At 48.6% G+C, this 21,419-nt stretch carries 17 protein-coding genes and 2 tRNA genes; 3 read left to right on the top strand and 16 right to left on the bottom strand.

Annotated elements, in window-relative coordinates:
- Positions 1 to 95 precede the first annotated feature (95 nt).
- The 6 genes from LI015_RS01025 to LI015_RS01000 form a co-directional block, all read right to left on the bottom strand.
- Positions 96 to 1,523, bottom strand: coding sequence for an MATE family efflux transporter (locus tag LI015_RS01025; protein WP_002567872.1), 1,428 nt, complete (start codon positions 1,521 to 1,523; stop codon positions 96 to 98).
- Between the two features lie 218 nt (positions 1,524 to 1,741).
- Positions 1,742 to 2,176, bottom strand: a complete 435-nt coding sequence (locus LI015_RS01020) for a GNAT family N-acetyltransferase (RefSeq protein ID WP_227123768.1) — start codon at positions 2,174 to 2,176, stop codon at positions 1,742 to 1,744.
- A 69-nt stretch (positions 2,177 to 2,245) separates the two neighbouring features.
- Positions 2,246 to 2,318 (bottom strand) — tRNA-Lys (locus LI015_RS01015).
- A 23-nt stretch (positions 2,319 to 2,341) separates the two neighbouring features.
- A complete protein-coding gene (locus LI015_RS01010) occupies positions 2,342 to 2,590 on the bottom strand; it encodes a helix-turn-helix transcriptional regulator (RefSeq protein WP_002567874.1) in 249 nt (82 codons plus the stop codon).
- A 22-nt stretch (positions 2,591 to 2,612) separates the two neighbouring features.
- A tRNA-His gene (locus tag LI015_RS01005) sits at positions 2,613 to 2,687 on the bottom strand.
- 299 nt (positions 2,688 to 2,986) lie between these two features.
- Complete coding sequence (locus tag LI015_RS01000) at positions 2,987 to 3,445, bottom strand: GNAT family N-acetyltransferase (protein ID WP_227123766.1); 459 nt, start codon at positions 3,443 to 3,445, stop codon at positions 2,987 to 2,989.
- A 379-nt stretch (positions 3,446 to 3,824) separates the two neighbouring features.
- On the opposite strand from LI015_RS01000, the gene LI015_RS00995 reads away from it, so the two are divergent.
- On the top strand, positions 3,825 to 4,439 hold the full coding sequence (locus LI015_RS00995; protein WP_002567876.1) for a helix-turn-helix domain-containing protein: 615 nt from the start codon (positions 3,825 to 3,827) through the stop codon (positions 4,437 to 4,439).
- Between the two features lie 153 nt (positions 4,440 to 4,592).
- A complete protein-coding gene (locus tag LI015_RS00990; protein WP_227123764.1) occupies positions 4,593 to 5,258 on the top strand; it encodes a phosphatase PAP2 family protein in 666 nt (221 codons plus the stop codon).
- A gap of 85 nt (positions 5,259 to 5,343) precedes the next feature.
- On the opposite strand, the gene LI015_RS00985 is transcribed toward LI015_RS00990, so the two are convergent.
- The 9 genes from LI015_RS00985 to LI015_RS00945 all read right to left on the bottom strand — a co-directional run bounded on the left by LI015_RS00985 (position 5,344) and on the right by LI015_RS00945 (position 17,567).
- Entirely contained in the window at positions 5,344 to 5,547 is a 204-nt protein-coding gene (locus LI015_RS00985) for a hypothetical protein (RefSeq protein ID WP_002567878.1), read from the bottom strand.
- A 28-nt stretch (positions 5,548 to 5,575) separates the two neighbouring features.
- Positions 5,576 to 9,229 carry a glycosyl hydrolase gene (locus tag LI015_RS00980; RefSeq protein ID WP_227123762.1) on the bottom strand — a complete coding sequence of 1,218 codons (3,654 nt, stop codon included), beginning with the start codon at positions 9,227 to 9,229 and terminating at the stop codon, positions 5,576 to 5,578.
- Positions 9,230 to 9,239: 10 nt separating this feature from the next.
- Positions 9,240 to 10,073 (bottom strand): carbohydrate ABC transporter permease, encoded by an 834-nt coding sequence (locus LI015_RS00975; protein WP_117626073.1) that lies wholly within the window; start codon positions 10,071 to 10,073, stop codon positions 9,240 to 9,242.
- Complete coding sequence (locus tag LI015_RS00970; protein ID WP_002571771.1) at positions 10,070 to 10,969, bottom strand: carbohydrate ABC transporter permease; 900 nt, start codon at positions 10,967 to 10,969, stop codon at positions 10,070 to 10,072. The genes LI015_RS00975 and LI015_RS00970 overlap by 4 nt, the downstream gene beginning before the upstream one ends.
- A gap of 224 nt (positions 10,970 to 11,193) precedes the next feature.
- Positions 11,194 to 12,543, bottom strand: a complete 1,350-nt coding sequence (locus LI015_RS00965) for an ABC transporter substrate-binding protein (RefSeq protein ID WP_227123760.1) — start codon at positions 12,541 to 12,543, stop codon at positions 11,194 to 11,196.
- 319 nt (positions 12,544 to 12,862) lie between these two features.
- On the bottom strand, positions 12,863 to 13,618 hold the full coding sequence (locus LI015_RS00960) for a peptidoglycan DD-metalloendopeptidase family protein (RefSeq protein ID WP_002567883.1): 756 nt from the start codon (positions 13,616 to 13,618) through the stop codon (positions 12,863 to 12,865).
- A gap of 40 nt (positions 13,619 to 13,658) precedes the next feature.
- On the bottom strand, positions 13,659 to 14,612 hold the full coding sequence (locus LI015_RS00955) for a SpoIID/LytB domain-containing protein (protein ID WP_002567884.1): 954 nt from the start codon (positions 14,610 to 14,612) through the stop codon (positions 13,659 to 13,661).
- Positions 14,613 to 14,869: 257 nt separating this feature from the next.
- Positions 14,870 to 16,084 (bottom strand): FMN-binding protein, encoded by a 1,215-nt coding sequence (locus tag LI015_RS00950; RefSeq protein WP_227123758.1) that lies wholly within the window; start codon positions 16,082 to 16,084, stop codon positions 14,870 to 14,872.
- A gap of 442 nt (positions 16,085 to 16,526) precedes the next feature.
- Positions 16,527 to 17,567, bottom strand: a complete 1,041-nt coding sequence (locus LI015_RS00945; RefSeq protein ID WP_002577758.1) for a M42 family metallopeptidase — start codon at positions 17,565 to 17,567, stop codon at positions 16,527 to 16,529.
- Between the two features lie 204 nt (positions 17,568 to 17,771).
- Here LI015_RS00945 and LI015_RS00940 point away from each other — a divergent pair, with 204 nt between their 5' ends.
- Entirely contained in the window at positions 17,772 to 19,643 is a 1,872-nt protein-coding gene (locus tag LI015_RS00940) for a KAP family P-loop NTPase fold protein (protein WP_227123757.1), read from the top strand.
- A gap of 101 nt (positions 19,644 to 19,744) precedes the next feature.
- Here the strand turns inward: LI015_RS00940 and LI015_RS00935 are convergent, their stop codons facing one another.
- Complete coding sequence (locus LI015_RS00935) at positions 19,745 to 21,250, bottom strand: carboxypeptidase M32 (RefSeq protein WP_227123755.1); 1,506 nt, start codon at positions 21,248 to 21,250, stop codon at positions 19,745 to 19,747.
- Between the last annotated feature and the right edge of the window lie 169 nt (positions 21,251 to 21,419).

Raw genomic sequence — 21,419 nt, 5'->3', positions numbered from 1 at the left:
TGGAATGAAAAGCAAAAAAGTGCACTGCTTCACGTCCGCCTCACTTTCCTTGCGGCAGCTGCGCGTGGGGCCCGCCGGGTGGCGGAAGGGGGATTTTAACATATCTTTCGTTCCACAGCCAGTCCCCCCTGGGATGCGCCGGACAGGGCCACTTCCCCGTCTTCCAGACGGTTTAATTTTCTGAATACCGCTGCCATGCACAGCACTGCCGCCCCAAAGGAGATTACATCCGCCGCCGGGCCGGAGTACAGGGCGCCTGTCACCCCAAAAAATCGCGGCAGCACCAGAGTCAGAGGCACGCTTAACACAAAGTCCCTGAGAAGGGACAGCAGCATGGAGAGGGCGGGCTTTCCCATGGACTGGAGGAAAATGCTGCATGATTTCTGGATGCAGCAGAGCACAATCCCCCCCAGGAAAACGCGGAAAGCCAGCACTGCGAATTCATTGTACAAACCGTCCTCGCTGCCGAATACGCTGATAATCTGCACCGGAAATACCTCAAAACATATCAGGGACACCAGGCCCACACTGAACTCAGCTGCCATCATGGTTCTGAAAATCAGCTTCACCCTGCGCCATAATCCTGCTCCGTAGTTATACCCCACAATGGGCTGGGCCCCGGCCGCAATCCCCACCACAACAGAAATCACGATCTGGAATACCTTCATAACAATCCCCACCACAGTCATTGGAATATCCGCCCCATATTTTGACCCGGCCCCGTAAATTACCAGCACATTGTTCATAACCGCCATGATGACCACAATAGACACCTGGGTCAGGAAACTGCTGATTCCCAAAGGCAGGACATGCTTCAGTATCTCTGCGTCCGGTTTAAAGCTTACGCGCTTCAGGCGGAAAGATTTGGGCCTAAACAGATAATAAACTGCCAGCAGGGCGGATACAATCTGACCGGTGATGGTAGCCAGGGCAGCTCCCTTCATTCCCCATCCCAGCACAAAGATGGCCACAGGGTCCAGAACCACGTTGAGCGCGCAGCCTATAAGGGTGGAAAACATGGCAAACTGCGGGCTGCCGTCTGCGCGGATAACGGAATTCATGGCATTGGCAAACATGAAAAAGGGGATTCCCGGAATGAGATATAAGAAATATTCCCTGGCATATCCTATGTTGTTCTCTGTTGCGCCGAACCCCCACAAGATACTGTCTCTGAAAAAGGCGTACAGCAGGGTAAGAACGATTCCGGAAGCAGTGATAAAGACCACTGCATTGCCCACGCTTCTGTGTGCATGTTCCCCGTCCCTGCGTCCCTGGCAGATACTCAGATAGGCAGCGCATCCGTCGCCCACCAAAAGAGACAGGGACAGGGCGATGACGGTCACAGGGAATACCACGTTGGTGGCGCCGTTTCCCAAAAAACCAATGCCCCGTCCAATAAATATCTGGTCTACAATATTATAGAGGGCGGACACCAGCAGCGACATGATGCAGGGTATGGAAAATCTCAGCATCAGCTTTCCGATGGATTCTTCCGCCATATATTGGTTTGTATTTTGATTCATATTAACCTCCGTTTTTTTATTTGCGCAAATAAAAAAGCCGCAACCTTCCGTGAATGGCCTTCACGGAAAAAGTTACAGCCATATTGCAGCTATTACTATACCATTTTTTTCAGAACACTGTAATACCCAAATATACACAAACTTTGGAGTCATATACATTGTGCAATTTTTATACAACGTGGGTTTTTTATACACGCTTCACTTCATTTAAATACAATTCACTTTTCTATCGGAAAATACCGGATGAACCGGTAATGACTCCGTTCCATTCCCTCTCTCTCATAAAAGCGGTGGGCGCCCAGCCTTGTCCGGTTGGTGCTGACCTCAAAACGGACGCAGCCGGCTTCCCGGGCAATGTGGTACGCCTCCTGAAAAAGCCCATGGCCAATCCCCTGGGAGCGCATGCTGTTTCTCACTGCCAGCTCTACGATTTCCCCAATTTTACCGCATCTGCACAGCATGGTGCTTATGCGCAGATTTAAGACTCCCGCCACCTCTTTATCCATCTCCGCCACCAGGCAGTGCATTTTGTCATCTTTCATATAATCCCTGTATGCCTCATGGAATCCCTCCTTGTCCAGGCTCATTCCCTCCAGCTCACAGAGCAGTTCATATATAGCATTCTCATCCTTTTGCGTTGCATAACGTATCACAGATATACCACATCCTTTCTGTGAACCATTGTATCACAAAATGAGTCATTCCGGTACCGGTTTACGCAGTGCGCCTGCTGGGGTTTGAACCCAGGACCTGCCGGTTAAAAGCCGGTTGCTCTTCCATCTGAGCTACAGACACATTCTTTCCTTTTTTCTCTTTTCTCAACCAGCCGTCCTTTCATCACCGCACTCAGCCACCAGTATGTCATTCACCGATTCTCCCAGAAGCAGACTCAGCGCAAACATATTGTCCAGGCTGGGCAGTGTGTCTCCCCGCAGCCACTTGTATATGGCGTTGGTGGTGGAAAATCCGAAATAGTCCCTGAGGTACGGGACGCTCAGTCCCTTTGACTTTCTCAATCTATTAATCCTCCGGCCTGTTTCCACCGGATTTATGACTGGATAATTCATCTTCGTCCTCCTTTTTTGCAGAGGGCGGCCGACGGGATTTGAACCCGCATCATCCGGAACCACAATCCGGTGCATTTCCATATCTGCCACAGCTGCCATTTTCCTTATATGGAACTAAAAAACCGCCTGCCCATACGGACAAGCGGCTAAAGGAATTCAGAAGATGATTCATCTAAATGAACGGTTCCTGAATATGCGCATACCATAAGGGCATCCAAACAAAACGCTGTTTGTGAGCGTCTTTCTGTACGTGATGTTTATGGCTTTTCTGCGCGTCTAAACGGAACATATCATTTCCTCCCTTTCTCATTTTATGCCTTGATTCTAGCATGGATTTTACCGGATGTCTATATACCTGTGGTATACAGACAGGCTTGCAGACGGGCTTACGGCAGGTTATTCCGGCAGATACATCTCGTCCTCCATCCGGCAGAAGCCGTACCGCTCATACAGCGGCCATCCCATGCTAGTGGCCTCCAGTGCAATGAAACGGATGCCGCGTCCCCAGGCTTCCTGTACCAGCAAATCCAGTGTTCTCATGGCAATGCCTTTTCTCCTGTACTCCGGGTCCGTATACATGTTCATGATATAGGCCTTCATTCCCGTTGGATTATGGTATGTGGGCATGACCTGATAGAAGCTGATTCCTCCGGTTCCGATAATCAGGTCCCCGTCGTATACAAGATAGGCCACATGGCTTCCATCCTCCAGACTTTTTTCATAATAAGTCCGGGATTCCTGTTCCGTCTGTCCCATATCCGCCGAACCATCCAGTTTGTTTGCCGCCCTCAGGACCTGGATTCTCGTCTTAACCAGGTCCTCCAGCTTTTCCATTCCCACTTTTTCAAAACGCATCCTACTCTGCCTTCCTTTGGTTTCTTCCTGTTTTTTTGATTTAAAGCCCCTGAATCGTCACAGAAGCATTTATAAGTGTCTATATGAAGTGCTTGCTTTTAACTAAGGGAATTATACTACAATCCGGCGAAGTCAACAAGAACAAGGTAAACCTTGCAGCCGGAGCAGCCACACTGCCTGTCTCTGATATAGCGGATATAGTAATACGTCCTTATTGTAATTGTGGTGGTCTGCAAAATTGATTGGATATGAGCATATGCGGCATAGTATTGATTGTAACAGAGCATATTATTTACAAAATTTTGTTGCTATTATTCGTATGTCCGTATATAACTAGAGATAATACGTATGAAAGTAAAAAACAGGCAGGAGGGCAGACATGGAGTTCAACGAAAAACTGCAACAGCTTAGAATCGGGAAAAATTTAACGCAGCAACAACTTGCAGAGCAATTATATGTATCACGAACAGCAATTTCAAAATGGGAAAGCGGCAAAGGCTATCCTAACATTGAGTCACTCAAATGTATTTCCAGATTTTTTTCTATAACCATAGATGAGCTGCTATCGAGTGAAGAACTAATTACCCTTGCAGAAGCCGAAAACCACTCTAATGTTAATAGGATTCATAACATTATCAGCGGAATAATAGATGTACTGGCAATTGCACTTATTGTATTACCAATCTATGGAGAACCCCAAGGCAGCCATTTTTATCATGTAAATCTTCTGTCAATCACTCATTTATCAAATATAGATATTGGAATATATTGGGCTATTTATTTACTCATAATTGGGTTTGGAATTGCCAGACTTGCTTTTATCTTTTTGGGTAAAGAACGCTTGTGTGGCATTATCTCAAAAGCTTCTGCTGCAACAGGGGCTGCGGCAATCTGTTTATTTGCTGCGGCAAGAGAACCATATGTAACCATACTGCTATTTTTGTTTTTTGCAGTAAAAATATTTTTATTGCTGCAGCAAAGCAGGACAAAATAGTCATACATCCTTTAAAAACAAGCTCTGACACGATTGGTGTCGGAGCTTTTTCTCTATTGTGACGGTAGGTTTCTTGTGCTCCGGGCTACATGGATAGATAATCAAGGGGAGCCGGCAAGTAATTTATCACAGCAAAAGAAAGGAATGTATACTATGCAAAAGAAATCAAAGAGATGTATTATCACAACAGGAATTCTGTTTCTGATTTTTATGCTTTTTACTGTTATAATCAAGACCATTGATGTACAGCCTGTCGGACCGGAGCAGTCTACGATAGGACTGGCTTCTCTGAATCAGTTTGTATTTAACCTTTTTGGAGTGAACCTGCTTTGGTATAACATTACTGACTGGTTAGGTATTGTTGCCATAGTAATTGCTCTGGTTTTTGCAATCCTGGGACTAATCCAGCTCATACAGCGTAAAAGCATTTGGAACGTTGATCCACGCATTCTATTGCTTGGTGCATTTTATTTTATCGTCATTATAATTTATGTTTTCTTTGAAATTGTAATCATCAATTATAGACCCATAATTCTCTCCCAAAGTTTAGAAGCATCATTTCCGTCCTCTCATACAATGATTGTAATTTGTATTATGTCCACAGCAATGCTGCAGTTTCATTATTATTTACGTGACAAAAAAGTTTGTCTGTGGACAATAGATATAGCTTCTGTTTTGATGATTGCAGTAACAGTAATAGGACGGCTTATATCGGGAGTTCATTGGTTTACAGACATCGTGGCAGGCATTTTACTCTCATCAGCGTTAGTTGCTCTCTATTATTCCACCCTAAAATATATAGAGGAAAAGAAAGGCTGAGAATAAATAAGCCCGTATACTGCCGCACGACGCAGAACCGATATACAGGCTCTGTCTGCCTCCCAGGGTGCCATTCTGTCCTGTCTCACTGACAGCAGGTAGTATCTTCACGGTATTCCTGAGCCTGGCCGGACTGGCGGCCCGTTCTCCCCTGCTCCGTCTGATACATCCACCGGACCAGGCGGCCGGACCTGCCCGTCCTTATCTTACCATTATCTTCCCGGGCTTTGCCAACTCCTTTGTAGGCCACGGCAGGATGCTCATACCGGTCATAGGAGCCACGGGCCATATCACCCTGCGTGGCGTTCTGGTGGATATTATGGTTTTGGGGATATCACATGAAGAAGCCTTACCGGTCCCAGAAGGCCTGACACATAATTCCGGCTGTCCCGGTCCATGTTGTCCTCGTTCCAGTACCGGTTCCATCCCAGGGCCATTCCCTCGTCCACCAGCATGTGGCGCCGTTCATTGGAGGCCAGGTTGGATACCAATATGGTAATCTCATTTTCCCCGGGCCTGAGCAGGGAGGTGATGTCCGCCCTATAGGGACGCCACAGCCTTGTATCTGCCAGCCTGCCGTTGATCCAGATTTGGGCACAGTGGTTTACCCCGCCAAGCTCCAGCATGTACGTGCCCTCCAGTTGCTCCACGGACCATGTGTTTGTATACCTGCACCTTCCGGAGAACCACGGAAGTCCGAGCATACGCCAGTCCGAAAGATTGACAGCAACTGCCTTCATGGTTACGCGGATTGGCTGTTTCAGACCGTCGCTGCATCCGCCTGCCGTTATCTGTATGGTGAGTATGTGAATGCGCTCATTGTCCGGGAGTATGTGTACGCCATTTTCCCAATGCACCTCTTTGCCGTCCAGCATACAGACCGCTGCTCCGGCTGTAACAGGCTCATATAGAACTGACGCTCCGGCAGGTATTGTGACTGTATACCAGAGCTTTCTGGGATAGGTCAGGGTCTGCCCAAATAACGGAAGGTCCCCCCACGGCTTCAAAGGCGGTTTTCCCCTCTCCCAGGCTTTCAGCCACACATGCTCCAGACCTGTATAATTGAAATTCAGGACCTTCCGGACATCAAAGCCGGCTGCCGTAAACCGCCCGTCCGAATCCGGCTGTTCCCACCCTTTAATCAGACTGTCATTTACAATCCAGGTGCTGTCACTTTTCACAACTTCCACGTTTGTTCCCTGAACGATGATTCCTTCCATAAGAAGGGAAATAAACCGGTCTGGGGGCAGCTCCTCTGCGGAGCAGACATATACATCATGAAGCGGGTTGCGGTTTGTTACATGGAATGCCAGAATATTCTCCCCCTGGGTCAGCTGGCCCTTATCACCAAATACCACCGGCTCTCCGTTGCTGATTCCTTTGTAAACCATTGTCCCGTTGATAAAGCACTCAAAGGAATCCACCGCTGCCACGCAGAACTCCGCCTTTTCAGGCGCATGTTCCAGGAATACCGTCTTTCTGAAATACAGATCCGATGCATCCAGCTGGTCATTCCAGCTTCGTCTGCGTGTAATCCACCGTCCATTCCAAAGGCTCATATGGCGGCCGCAGCTCCCATCCTCCCCGGATTGGTTGCAGATCCGGATGGTCTCTGTTCCGGAGGATACATCAGAGGTGAATTCTGCGATTGGGATTACCAGATCCGTACTCTCTTCATTGTGTGCGTTATCTCCATGATTCGGGCCGGACGGGGAAAGGGGAAGAAAATCCCATTTTCCTGTAATCCACTCTTCCTCCCACCGGATATCCCCCGTAAGGGCCGGTTTTGCCTGTCTGATTGTATCTTCCTCCAAACCAAACAGTACGTAGACAGCTTCTCCCGGTTCCAAATCCATGTATATCAGGACACCGCTGCCTGCCTGACGGCCTCCGCACATTTGGGCGGTGCCCGCCTGAGTGTATACAGCCTGCACCATATCCCCTTTTTCAATATCCAAAAGGACCGGTGTAGAAGCATGGCTGAAAGACAGCACCAGATTACGCCTCTCATCGCTGCTGTTGGCCACCAGATAATAGTCAACATTCCCTGCCGTTCTATGATTCAAAAAGATGTTTCCGGTATTTCCGTAAATCACGGATGCGGACGGCGCAGCCAGTCCGGCTGCTGCTTCCGGAATACGGCTGATGCTGTGTACATTTCCCCTGAGGACCGTGTCCCAGTATCCGTTTACGCTGCATCCGTTCGCCCTGTCCCCGCCAGCCCTGTTTTCGCCGGACCGTTTTTCGCCGGACCGGTTTTCGTGAGCCAGACCGGTCCTGTAAAACAGGACGCTGCCTCCGGCCTTTGTCCATGCTTCCAGCTTTGCCACGGTTTCTTCCATCAGGCTTCCCCCTTCCGGAAGGAGGAGCACTTTAAAACGCTGCTGCCCCAGGCACAGCTTTCCGTCACATATATGAGCATTTAAAATGGATTCCTCGTCCACCATATCCGTGTCCAGCTGGTGCTCAATCATACAGTTGAGGGCCTGGTGGAATCCGTTGTTTATGGCCTGACCTGCGGGATTTTCCTCTCCGTTCTCCATATTTTCATCCATGTCCCCTATGGGATACAGGATGGCGTAATCTACCACAGGATTTCCCTGGCTGTTCATGAAGGATAGACGCCTTATGTAGTCGGCAAATATTTTAAAATAGTCCCAGTAAGGATTCTGATAGAAAAAACTGGTGGGCCAGTCACTCTGGGAACCCTGGTGCTCACACTCGTAGTAGAATCCATGGAGGATGAACATTCCGGTTCCCATGGCGGCCAGAGTATTGATTCCCTTTTTGAATTCCTCCATGGTGCAGTTCCATCCCGCGCCTCCCAGGGCTTCCGACATAGCCCTCTCTTTTCCATATATTCTGGCCACGGACACAGAATACTTGGGCTCGCAGTATGTAATCCTTCTGGGATACCGGTACCGGTAATCGTGGCAGTCAGAGCCCGGCACCATGAGATGGCGCATGGTCTTAAAATAATCACCCTGCCTTCTGGGATGTTCCCACAAAAACTCCTCTGTGTGGCCTGTCAGCTTAAGACCGTATTTCCCGCACCAGTCTGATATCTGCCTGAAAAACGCTTCCTCATACATGGCGGTTACGAGGGAGAAATAATCCTTTCGCACCTGTTTGTCCCGCTCAGACACGCCGTCCACAAGAGAAGGAAGCTCGTCCAGTATGTCATAACCGTATGTCTCCCGGAACCGTCCAGGCAGCCGGTCCGTCCAGGGCAGGGGATTTCCCATCATGTAGATTTCGTCAAAAAAGATACCCGGTATCAGTTTCCCAAAATCCTCCCCCCACCGCTTTCTGTATTCCTCATGGGTCAGTTTTATGAAGGAGGCAATGGTTTCGGGATTCAGATAGTCCACGGCCTTTTCAAATACTTTTTCATAAAACTCATAGATAAAACCATCTCTTTTAACCACGCGGTACGGCATTGAGGACGGATTGGCGCCGCTTTGTCCCTTATCCTCCGGGTTGGCGGCATCCGGGTTGGCGCCGCCCTGATTTCCGCCGCCCTGATTTCCGCCGCCCTGACTTCCGCCGCCCTCATTTCCGGCGCCTTCATTCCCGCAGCCCCTATTCCCGGCATCTTTTTTCACCGCCCAGAGTCCCTTTGCCATGTTGTCCCTTCCCCGGGACAGTATCCTGGAAGGCTTTTGGAATCCATATTCAAAGGTACTACCTGCGGTGCCGCTGGGCCAGGCATACTCGTCGTAGAGCCAGGGAGCAAATCCCTGTTTCCTGGACTCCTCCACACAGACCCCGACAGCGTCCCACCACTCATCCTCCAGATAAGGAGTCTTAAGGTAGGCCCTGGGGTGCATAAAGCCCCCGTACACGCCTTTTTCCACCATCTGGCCAATCTGCCAGGCCAGGCGTTCCTTTTTCAGTTCCCCGTTTAAGAACCAGAAGGCCAGCACGCTGTATTCCCTTCCCGGGTCCTTAAAATCACGAATCAAATCCATACCCTTCCTCCTATCCCTTCACCGCACCGGCGGCAATGGACTTAACAAAATTCTTCTGCATACACAGGTATACCACCACAATCACAAGAGCGCTGATGGACAGGGCTGCAAACACAGGAGTATAACCCACTGTCTCCGTTTTCTTATTGAACAGGGCCACACCCACAGAAAGCGTATATTTGCTCTCGTCCGTAATGGAGGTCAGAGCCCACAGGTATTCATTCCACACCTGCATGGCCGAGAGAATGGCCATGGTGGCCAGGATGGGCTTTGCCAGGGGCAGCATGATTTTGCGGAACACCTGCATGTTGCTGCATCCGTCCAGCTTCCCCGCCTCCATTAACTCATCGGGCAGATCCTCAAAATAGTTCCGGCAGATAATCAGTCCCATGGGAGCAAACCCCTGGAAATAAGGAAATACCAGGGCCGGAAGGGTATTGACCAGATGCATCCGGTTCACCATGGTAAACATGGGGAGCAGAATAATAGCCGTGGGTATCAGCAGATTGAAGATGATCATGTAATAAAAGAAGGTCTTGCCCGGAAATGTAAGCTTTGCAAAGGCATATCCGGCGCAGGTGACAAACACCAGGTTCACGGCAGTGGTTACCAGGGTAACCACCACGCTGTTCATGAAATACCGGGACATGCCGGCATCGTTCCAGGCCGTGGCATAGTTTTGGAAATTGAGCCTGGCCGGCAGGGTCCAGATACTCTCCAAAAACTCAGTCTCTGTCTTAAGGGACTGGATGACCACCCACAAAAGAGGGTATACGGATATAAAAAATGCCAGCAGCATAAAAAGAAACAGAAATAATTTATATACATTTTTCTTATTCATCATGAAGTCCTCCCTGCCCTTTTCTTCTGGACAATGGTTTTAACCGCCATAATCGCCACCATAATAAGCATCAGTATGACGGAGGCAGCCGTACCAGCGCCGAAGTCCCTGTTTGTAAATGCTTTTGTGTAAATATAGGATGTCATGACGTCGGAGGCGCCTCCCGGTCCGCCCTGGGTCATGACCCATATCAGGTCAAAGAGCCTGAGTCCGTTGGTTACGGTCAGCATGGCCAGCACCGCGAAGGTGGGCTTTAAATAGGGGATGATAATGTAAAACAGCTTCTGCCGGAAATTAGCGCCGTCAATCTGGGCCGCCTCCAGGAAATCCTCAGGCATTTTTGTGATATTGGCATACATAATCAGCATATTAAATGGCTGGGATCGCCATATCCAGGTAACCGCAATGGCCCATAGGGCTGTCTCAGGACGGCTGAGCCAGGCCTTTGCATACTTTCCCAGTCCTGCCATCTTAAGGAACTGGTCCACCGGTCCGATGGTTGGGTCATAGATGATTCTCCATATACATCCCACCACCACCATGGATATCAGATAGGGGATAAACAGACCCGCATTGAAGATTTTCTTGCCCGGTACGCCCACATACAGGATATAGGCAAACACAAACCCGATGGGAATGGCAAGAAAGCTGACCATGATAAGGTAAAATGTGTTCCACAGGGAACGGACAAACTTGGGGTCCGCCAGTACCTTGGCATAATTCTTAAGCCCCACAAAATGTTCCAGGGCTCCCAGACCATTGTACTTGTAAAAACTGGTCTGCAGCGCGTTAACAAAGGGTATGTAAAGGAAAATGACCATGACAATGATGGTGGGGGCAATCAGGGCCAGCGCTGTCATCATTTCCTTTCTTTCTTTTAATGTTTGGGATGATTTCATTGTTATATCTCCTCCTATTGGGACGGGCATTGCCAGATACGGCGCAGGAACCTGTGCCTGTTCCTGCGCCGCCTTGCCTTACAGCCTGATTTCCGGGCTATGTCTGGTGAAACTGCCTGTGATGATGCTGCCTGCGGTTATACTTCCTGCGGTTATACGGCCTGCAGTTATATCGCCTGCAGTTATATCGCCTATGGTTATACTGCCTGCGGTTATGCCCTGTGTCAGTTCAGGTTGGACAGATAGGTCTCCTCATAGAGCTGGTTCAGCTGATCCGTCACATAATCTATGTCATAGGTGCCTAATAGGTAATTGGGCTCCAGATCCGTCAGGAACGTGTTCTGGATTTCCGTGGTTATGTTCACAGGCACATAGATGTCGGGGATGAAACCGTTTTTGCCTGCATCAATATATCCCTGCATGGCCTCGTTGTCGCTGGTCAGCTCAAAATTGGTAAGTCCGGGGTTGATGAACTTTGCGTAATCTTCCGAAAACGCAGTCTTGGATGTCATGAACTTCACGAACTCGATGGCCTCCTCCTGGTGCTTAGAGGAATTGGTCACTGCCCAGATACTGCTGGATCCGCCCAGACATCTGGCTGGCTTTCCCTCCACGCCCGGCAGGGCATAGGAAGCCAGCTCCACTCCCTCAGGCACATTTTCCGTCAGGTAGGAAAGGTAGTTCGGCTGCAGCATAACCTGCACCAGTTCCTTCTGCACAAAGAGCTGCTGCATGGTCTCCCTGTTGCCGGTAAGGCCTGACTCCGGGAACCATCCCTGGTCCCACATATATTTGAACTTTTCAAGGCCTTTTTTCACGCTCTCAGAAGAAAAGGTCATGGAACCGTCCTCAAAGGCGTTGGGATTGGCGTCCAGCTCCTCACGGCAGTACTGGTCCCAGAAGATTCTCGGCCACCAGTCCATGTTCTGCTGCTGCATGGATACAGGAATCTTGCCTGCTGCCTTTATGGCCTCGCAGTTTTTCTCAAACTCTTCCCATGTGGACGGCACATTCAGTCCCAATTCCTTATATACATTCTTATCGTAGATAACAGCCACCGTAGTCATGGTAAAGGGCACGCCGTACAGCTTGTCCGCATAGTCGGAACCAATTGCCTTAAGGGTAGCCTTACAGTTGCTTAACAGAGTGGGGTTGAGCGTCTCTCCCCAGTTTGCATCCTTCTCATAATTCTGTCCGTTTTCCACTGCGTCAGTCAGGTCCACCAGCAGGCCGCTCTGCACCTGGTCCCCGATGAACTGGGAGTTGGTCATGACCACATCCGGCAGTTCGTTTGCCACATTCAGCGCCGTAAATTTAGAATAGTAGGAGTCCGATGGAACATACTCATACTCAATGTTTACTTCCGGGTTGAGTTTTTCATATACGGAAATCATCTCCTCCACCATTCCTCCGTAATTGTCCAGTACCTTTATGGTAACCTTTCCGCTGCCGTCCCCTGCTGCCGCTGTATTTCCCTCACCGGATGCTCCTGCATTTGAAGAAGCGCATCCTGTCATGGCTGACGCGGACATGGCCGCACAGGTTAAAAGCGCAATCATTTTCTTATTCATCATAATCCTCCTATACACTATGTTTTCTCTCTGTTTATCCTGCTTTTCTACCATTTCACATATGCTGCAAGCTTGCATGTTCAATTTGTACAGCCCAATCATACAATACCGCAGTGTTTTTAGTCAATTTGCAATCAATGCCGGAGGAATACTTTCGTGTTTTTCTGAGTTGTACTTTCATTCCGGGATGGTACTTTCTTGTTATGAGGCGGTTTTTCCCTTATTTTACGTGCAAAAAGGAAGAACAGAAAACATCTGTCTGCTTTCTGCTCTTCCCGGATTACTTTCCGCTATTTACGTTTTCCCGATAATGTTCCGGACCCTATTCCATATAATCTAAGGGGTCCACCGTCTTATCCTGATGCTTCAGCTCAAAGAATACATTGACGCCTTCCACGGAATAATACTTTGTAGGCTCTGACACATAGCCCAGGGTCTGTCCCTTTTTCAGATACTCGCCCTCTGCCGCGCAGACTTCCTTTAACTGGCCGCAGGTGGCTGTGTACTCATTGCCAAGGTCCATGACAACGTAATTTCCGATTTCCTCATTGGAGCCCACTTCCAGTATCCTGGCATTGGCCGGGGCACCCACCGGAGTACTCACATCAGACTGGATTACAAGGCCGGGATTGCATTTGTACTGGTCCAGGGTAGGGAAATAAATGGTCTGGTCCATGCTGTAGTCCAGAAGCACATTTCCCTTAACGGGCCATTCCATTTTGCTGGTATCTGTAAAATTCAGCACCAGCGCATCAGCTGCATCCTTTCCCGCTCCAGCTTCCGCCGCCAGATCATTTCCCTGGTTGGCGTTCTGGGCCACGGCTGCCTTGGTAGGAGCCGGCTCGCTCTTTTGTGTCTCTTTTGCCGCGTCGGAGGCACCTGCCACCTGCGGCATTTCCGGTGCGGTCTCCTGGGCAATCATTTCTGGCTGGGGCACTTCAAGGTATGGATTCGTCTCATTACCTTTTCCTCTTTGTACGGTAATCACTCCTGCTGCGGCTACTATAGTCAGCAGGCCTAACACTAGCATGACAAGAAACAGCTTATCCTTGAACATCTGGTTTACTTTCTCTTTCACGTTTATCACCTCGGTACTATTCTTACCAAACCAAGGCTACTTATTCAGAAATGAAAGCAATATTTTTATAAAAATATCCAAGGATATCTTCGGCCTTCCATCCCTCCTTTGCTTTCTCGTTGGCAGTGGCCTGACTCAGCCCGTAGCCGTGCCCGATACCCTTCACCACTGCCCTGATTCCGTCCTCATAGGGCTCCAGCACAAAGCAGGAGGAAGCCAGGCCCAGGGCATACTGTACCTCCTCGCCTGTATAGCCCGCGCTGCCAATCTGCACGGTATCCACATACCCGGCATCGTCCCTGGACACAATCTGTATGGTGTCCGGTACCTGGGATGCCTCAATGGTCCTGGAGCCGGATTCCCCGGCCGGTATGCTGTTGATATCCGACACAAACGACTCCCTGGAAAAGGAAAGCATCTGCATGTATCCCTCTGCCTCCACGTCCCCGGGACAGTCCACGGTCTGGAGATAGGGATGAGTAAAATCCCCCTGCCTGGTCATGCCCGCTGTGGCCCTGCAATACATGGGGTCAATGCATTTTCCCTCGTAGGTCATGACAATGCCGGAGGTGGCCTTGACCGCGTCCTCCAGTTTTTTGTAATATTCCGGGAACCGGCTGGAACCCCACAGCTTTTTTAACTGGTCCGCCTCCAGATAATCCATATCCAGGGCGGATTCCGCTATCTCCTCCCCATCCCCGGTGCCCTCCATCTGCCTGCATATGTATGTCCTGGCAATAATGGCCTGGGCTTTCAGTGCTTCCGGCTCGTACTCCACCGGTATCTGCCTGGCAATAACTCCGGGCAGGTATTCCTCCATATCCATATAGTAGGAGCCGCTGGTCCGGTCCAAAAGAATCCGCCGTCTGCCGGATATTTCCTTCTGCTGCTCATAGCGCAGCTCCTCTCCCCGGATTGTGCCTGTCCATGCAAGGGTCCCTACATAAGGCACCATGAGCCCGGTAAGGGCCGCCCATATGATGCGTTTATTCACAAAATCCAATCCCCTCCTTCCTGTATGCTGACATGGGAAGCTTACCTGTGTCACGGCACTCCCCTATCATTAATATATGAACAGAAGGACGTACCTATGTGCCATGCCTTTTACAGCACAAAAAATATCGCCGCACCGTGCTCGCGCCGGCAGGCGATATTTAGGTTATTATATAATATTCAGGAGATTTTTATTGGACTCCTGCATGCAGGCGGATGCGCAAATGCAGCCGTTCAGCCGGTGCGGGTGCAAAACGGTTACAAGGCCTGCTCTCCTGCTTCTGTGTAATGATGTACATAGTACATGGCCCCATTGACTGCGTTTGTGACCGCATTGGACGTAATGGTTGCCCCGCTGATGGCGTCTATCTGCGAATCCCCGGGATTCCCGGAATCCGTCACAGTCAAAGCCTCTCCGCCCTTTCCTTCAAACTGTTCCTTAAAGACATCCTCACTGGCTCTCATGCCCAGTCCGGGCGTATCCTCCAGCACCAGGAACTCCAGGCCGCGGATGGTGCCGCCGCTCTCAAACGCCACGGAGACAGCCACATTTCCCATGTAACTGTCCTTTGAATGGGCATTCACCACCCAGCCCATCAATGCGCCGTCCCTGTCCTTTGCAGCTGCCGCCGCGTCCACACCCACATCGCCGAAGTCTGAGGAAGCCAGCTCCTTATTGCAGTCCTGTATAAGTTCAAAATCCATGACCTCGAAGCTGTCTGCCTCTGGAAATGACTTTCTGAATCCCTCCTGCAGCTCATTGGCCCGTTCCTCATCCGTGGTATTCAGCTCCTTTTCCACACGCTTTAGCTCATCAATGGTCACCACCCACCGCAAATCATTGTAGCCGTAAAAACCGCCCAGCAAATCAATGGCCGCCTCCCCCTTGAAGTTACCCCCCAAAAGGTTGTCGGATTCAAGATAGAGTCTGGCGGTCCACTGTCCGCCAGGCAGGTTGGTCCTCCCACTCTCATCCTTCAGATTCGTGCCGCCGGACAAGATATCCACTGTAAAATGAATACCCGTGGGATGATCCGGCTCCCCGGTCTCAAAGGTATTTGGACCGGTTTTGATGAAAGTCTCCGTGTATTCGTACACAGGATCATTTTCCAGCTTCCAGCGGTACTTGGTGAGATCCATTTCCTGGGTTACGTCCTCTGTGCGGCGCTCCACATTCCAGCTGCCCTCAGAGGGGTTATATTCACAGGTCTGGATCAGCTTTCCGGACACAGTGTAGGGAATCACCGCCCTGTCCATGGCCAGAACAAAATCATAGACCTCCTCATAGACATGGCCGTCCTCATCCTTCATGCCTCCCTCCAGCCACTCCGCTTCAAAGCTGCTGTGGGGAATCTCAAAAAATGCCTCTTCAGGTTCAAACACCCGCTCAGGAGCCTTCACACGGCTCCCGGAACATCCGGTGGACACCAGCACACCGGCAATCAGTACACATATCAAAATACCTTTTTTCATAACCCTCCTGCGCTCCATGCTTATTTGATGATTTCATTTTACCATAGTCTGTCCCCTTCCGGGTAACATGTTCCAAAATCTGTTCTGCCAAGCTTTCCCCATTCCCCGGTTTTCCGCTAATTCAGCGGCCGGATGCTGCTGATTTTCATTTATGGATAGATAAACCTCCAACTACTGCTGTTAAGTTGGAAATCTAAGTAAAGCATCCCCTGGCTGCCATGAAAATTTTGCATGTTTATTGATAAAAGGCATACGGCTCAGGAAGCATCCGCTTACATACAGGAGCCTAATAAGAATCTTGTTATAAGTTCTCCCCAGGAGAAAAAAGACTATCTATTAAAACGAAGCAACACCGCTGAGAAAGCCTTACAGAATGAGGCTTCCAGCGGTGTTTGCTTCCTTTTCACTGTCAAGGCTGGGATTCCATAATATTTTCCCAGACTTACCCGATATATGCCTGAATCAGCCTGAACGTATTCTCAGCACCATCCCTGTGGCTTCTCTCATATCCATGGGATGCGTAGACGCCCGGCCCAATCAAAGCATGGCGCACGTCATGGCCTGCTTTCAGGGTTGTTTCAACATCAGAGCCGTAATGTGGATACACGTCCACGGCATAGCCGATTCCATGCTCCTTGGCCAGCTCCACCAGGCGGCACAGGATATCGTAGTTATAGGGTCCGCCGCTGTCCTTTGCACAGATGGATACCTCACGCTCCGTACACTGAAGGCCCTCTCCCACACAGCCCATGTCCACGGACCAGGCTTCGGTTACGCCCTCCGGAACAGAGGCAGAACCGCCGTGCCCCACTTCCTCATAGATGGTAAAGTGAGCATACACCCGGCGCTCAGGTGTCACGGACTCATCCTTAAGATACTTGGCATACCCCATCAAAATAGCTGCAGACAGCTTATCATCCAGGAAACGGCTCTTGATGTATCCGGATGGGGTAATCCTTGTCCTGGGTTCAAAGCACACATAGTCGCCGGGCATGATGCCAAGTTTCACTGCATCCTCCCTGCACGTAACGTCCTCGTCCACCAGCACTTCCACCGTATCCCATGTGCGCTCGGTCTTTTCATAGCTGCCGTTTACATGTACGGAGGCATCCACCAGCTGGCAGGTTCCCTCATAGATTCCGTCCGCTTTGGTAATAATACGCACATTCTCAGCCTCGGCATTGGCCGGCTTCATGCCTCCTATGTTAGTCAGCTTCAGCCTGCCGTTTTCCTTAATCTGGGCAACCATGCCTCCCAGGGTGTCGCAGTGGGCCTCCAGCAGGATCCCGTCTTCCTTATTCCTGCCGCCAAAATCAGCGATGACGCCTCCCTTAACCGTGCGCCGGGCCTGCACCCCCAATGCCTCCAATTCCTTTAACAGGTACTCCGTCACTTCCCTGCCGTATCCGGAAGGACTGTCAATGGCTAACAGGTTCTTGGCCTGCTCCATTATATAATCCACATACTTCCTACAGTCAGACATATCCGTTCTCCTTTGTTGTTGGTATTTCTTACTCAGAGTCATTCTACCATACAGGGACGGTTTAATACAAGGGACAACCTGCTTCTATCTAAATTATTCCATACTTATAAGATGGTTCTATCCACACATGGCATGTTATGATATAATTTTACAAAACCCATAATTTCATATGGCATCAATTAATACATACTGGAGGACCTGCTGGTGAGAGCAAATGATACAAAGATAATTTCCGTTACGGATTTACCTGCATACGAAGATGAATTTGATATCAAGCATTATATAAACGGACTTGCCAACTTTATAAAAAGTTGTGAAACCCCATTGACAATTGCCATCCAGGGAGAATGGGGCAGCGGCAAAACGAGTATCATGAACATGGTACGGGAGCAGCTTGACCATACCAAAAATTTTAAATATAAATCCATATGGTTTAACACCTGGCAATACGCCCAGTTTGATTCCGCCTCACGCTTAAACATAATGTTCATTACAGATTTAATAGAACAGGTTTTTGAAGGAGAGGATGTATGCAGCAGTCAATCTCTCAATAAAGCGGACCCGGTAAAAGACATATATAAGTTATTAAAGGTAATATCTTCCAATTATATGGACAGAGTGTTCCAAGAAAAAACAGGAGTTAATAATATCACAAATATAATTGCAAATACACTCAGCAAAGACAATGAATGGGATTACCAAAAATATTTGAATACGGAATCTCAATCCATCCGAAAATTTAAGGATACGTTCGAATCATTTGTTGATTACAGCTGTTATCAAAATAAATATGACAGAATTGTCTTTTTCATTGATGATCTGGACCGGATCGATCCCTGCCGGGCAGTTGAACTAATGGAAATCATAAAAAATTATCTGGATTGTAAGAAATGTATCTTCGTTCTTGCCATTGATTACGACGTGGTAATCAGGGGGGTAAAGGCTAAATTTGGAGAGACCCGGGAAAGTAAGGCCCGAAGCTTTTTTGAAAAAATAATACAATTGCCTTTCATGGTGCCCACTAATTATTATAATGTGGAAAAATATGTAACAAACATGCTGGGGAGATTTGGCATCACTGTGAATGATTCTGAATTAAGTGATAATTTATTTAAACTAATGAAAACATGTACTACAAACAATCCGCGCGCAATAAAAAGGCTCCTTAATGTTTACGCTTTAAACAGCATGGTTAATTGTACGCAGGGCATCAACAGCACACCTGATTTTAAAAACATTTTACTTTTAGGTGTATTGGGAATTCAACTTTCATATCCAAAACTTTACCAATTTGTTTTGATAAATGCCAAATATCTTTCTATGACCGTTGAAGGTAAACAAGTCTGCCTTTTGGAATATATAACCAATCCAGAGTATCAGGATGAGCTGGCGAATACAGATGCAGATATTTACCTATATAAAGCCCCAAAAAATATACCTGAATTATATTCATTAAAAGAACAATTAGAGGAAGCCGGTATATCCGATGAGTGGGATGAATTATGGGGAGTACTGGAAACCTATACAAAACTTCTGAAAGACAGCAAAAATTCTATTCCCACAGGCACATTAGAGATATTTATAAATATATTGAATTTATCAGAGCTTTCTTCTTATGGCTCACAAAAAAAGGACGTTTTCAAGAGAAGCATTCCCTTGGACTATGAAATATACGGCGAAAAGAGACATGCTGATTCCGCTATTGAAATGTATCTGTATGTCATGGAAAAAATTCTGACGAAAAATGCCGCCCCTTTAGATAGACAGCAAATACGGGACTTATATACTACTGTAGACTGCTTTTACGATTGCAGCAAATTAATCGCCAATGGTAACTTTGACGGTAATACTGAGGAAATGGTTCAGTTCATCAAAAAAAAGGCAAAAGACGGCAGTCTTCCTCCCAGTTTGGAAGGACAAACCGTCTCAAAATTCCGCCAGGGAAAATTTGTAGAAATCGGAAATATAAGTGCCTTTATAGGTGCTTCACTGAGCCTGCCGCTTATGCGCAACTATATTAAATCACTTTTGGAATACTTTGGCGATAGCGATCTTTTTGAGTGTCGCTACTCATAGGACTCTAATACAAATAAATAGCGCTGATTTATTTAATACTAATTTTAAATAGACCAGCGCTTTCTTATATATTGATTATTCCCGGTTTATATTCTTTATATTTAGCCCTTGCTCTCCAGCCCGTATAACCTGGAGTACTTCTCCTTCAAATACCTGACATAATATTCCGGATTAAAATCCTCCCCGGTCACATCCTTCAGTATCTGACGGCTGTCTTTTAACTTACCATACTGATGAATGTGTTCCCTGAGGTAATCCCGTATCACATCCACCCTGCCATCCTTAAGCAGGCCGTCAAAATCCATGATTTCCTTCATATGATAATATAACTGGGCTCCAAAAGCGCTGCCCAGGGCATAGGACGGAAAATATCCAAAGGATCCCTGGGACCAGTGGATGTCCTGGAGCACTCCCTCCGCCGGATTCTCTGGACGCACGCCCAGATACTCCTCATATTTGTCAGCCCAGAGCTGGGGCAGCTTCTCCACGTCCAAATCTTCCTCTATCAGCATCTTCTCAATCTCATATCGAATCAGCACATGGAGACTGTAGCTCAGTTCATCGGCCTCTGTGCGGATTAGGCCCGGAGTCACTTTGTTGACCGCCTCCACGAACTGGTCCAGGTTCACCTTGCCCAACTGTTCCGGAAACATGGCCTGCACCCTGTCATATATGGGAACCCAGAAGGAACGGCTGCGCCCGATAATATTCTCAAAAAACCGTGACTGGGACTCATGCATCCCCATGCTGGCCCCCTGGCCCACAGGCGTGAGCGTCAGGTCATCCCCTATGCCCAGCTCATAGATGGCATGCCCGGCCTCATGGATCACAGAAAACAGGGAACTGTCCACACAGTCCGTGTAATGGGTGGTGATGCGCACATCCTTGTTGTGAAGGTTGGTGGTAAAAGGATGGGCGCTGACCGCCATAACGCCCCGGTCAAAGTCAAATCCCACATATTCCGCCAGGAACCGCCCCAGCTCCTCCTGCTTTTCCTCCGGGTAATCGCCCTTTAGGAAGGAATCCTCAATCATCTTTCCCTCTTCCATCACCTTTTTGAGAAACGGCACCAGCTCTTTTTTCAGCACACTGAAAAACCGGTCCAGGTTCTCCATGGAAAAACCCTTTTCATAGTCATCTAGCATCACATCGTACAGCTTCTTTCCATCCTTTGCCCTGTAACCCGCAAACTTTTTCTGGAATCCGATGACCTTTTCAAGGGTTGGGGCAAACGCTTCAAAATCCTGGTCCTTTTTGGCCCTGGCCCAAACGCTGGTAGCCCTGGCTGTGAGACGGGCGAATTCCTGGTATTCATCCTGGGGAATGGGGCAGATCTGTTCCCTCTCTTCCAGCAGCTCCCTTACATTGGCAGCCTCTGCCGTGGTCAGGCTTTTATCACCCCGGCATTTCTCCAGCAGTTTTTTCATCTCATCGCAGGTCACTGCCTGAAAATATTCCCCTGACAGAACCCCGATCACCTTGGAGGTAAGCTCTCCCGCTTCCCTGGGGGCCAGTGTCTCATTATCCCACTCAAACAGTGTCATGGCTGTCTTGATGGCCATGGCCTTATCCATATATGTCTGTAACTCATCGTACGCTTTGCTCATTGTTTCGCTCCTCTCGCATTTTGTATTCTCCGGATGATTCATTTGACTCGTTCGCCCAGTACAGGTGTAAAGCACTCTAAACAAGTTTCTCCTGTATTTTTATTATTACTCACAGCAGAAAAAAATTACCGTTGACCTGTCATGAATCTATTTAATTATAGTGCGGTTC

It is taken from the genome of Enterocloster sp. 210928-DFI.2.20 (genome assembly GCF_020554465.1).
GTDB classification, from domain to species: domain Bacteria; phylum Bacillota; class Clostridia; order Lachnospirales; family Lachnospiraceae; genus Enterocloster; species Enterocloster bolteae.
Note: the sequence above shows the minus strand (reverse complement) of the source record. Positions and strands in the feature narration are given on the sequence as shown.

Coding starts and splice junctions, on each gene's coding strand:
- LI015_RS00985 (WP_002567878.1), bottom strand. CDS start 5,547: ATGGCCCGTGGCTCCTATGACCGGTATGAGCATCCTGCCGTGGCCTAC.
- LI015_RS00965 (WP_227123760.1), bottom strand. CDS start 12,543: ATGATGAATAAGAAAATGATTGCGCTTTTAACCTGTGCGGCCATGTCC.
- LI015_RS00975 (WP_117626073.1), bottom strand. CDS start 10,073: ATGATGAATAAGAAAAATGTATATAAATTATTTCTGTTTCTTTTTATG.
- LI015_RS01010 (WP_002567874.1), bottom strand. CDS start 2,590: ATGAATTATCCAGTCATAAATCCGGTGGAAACAGGCCGGAGGATTAAT.
- LI015_RS00970 (WP_002571771.1), bottom strand. CDS start 10,969: ATGAAATCATCCCAAACATTAAAAGAAAGAAAGGAAATGATGACAGCG.
- LI015_RS00945 (WP_002577758.1), bottom strand. CDS start 17,567: ATGTCTGACTGTAGGAAGTATGTGGATTATATAATGGAGCAGGCCAAG.
- LI015_RS00995 (WP_002567876.1), top strand. CDS start 3,825: ATGGAGTTCAACGAAAAACTGCAACAGCTTAGAATCGGGAAAAATTTA.
- LI015_RS01000 (WP_227123766.1), bottom strand. CDS start 3,445: ATGCGTTTTGAAAAAGTGGGAATGGAAAAGCTGGAGGACCTGGTTAAG.
- LI015_RS00990 (WP_227123764.1), top strand. CDS start 4,593: ATGCAAAAGAAATCAAAGAGATGTATTATCACAACAGGAATTCTGTTT.
- LI015_RS01025 (WP_002567872.1), bottom strand. CDS start 1,523: ATGAATCAAAATACAAACCAATATATGGCGGAAGAATCCATCGGAAAG.
- LI015_RS00950 (WP_227123758.1), bottom strand. CDS start 16,084: ATGAAAAAAGGTATTTTGATATGTGTACTGATTGCCGGTGTGCTGGTG.
- LI015_RS00935 (WP_227123755.1), bottom strand. CDS start 21,250: ATGAGCAAAGCGTACGATGAGTTACAGACATATATGGATAAGGCCATG.
- LI015_RS00980 (WP_227123762.1), bottom strand. CDS start 9,229: ATGGATTTGATTCGTGATTTTAAGGACCCGGGAAGGGAATACAGCGTG.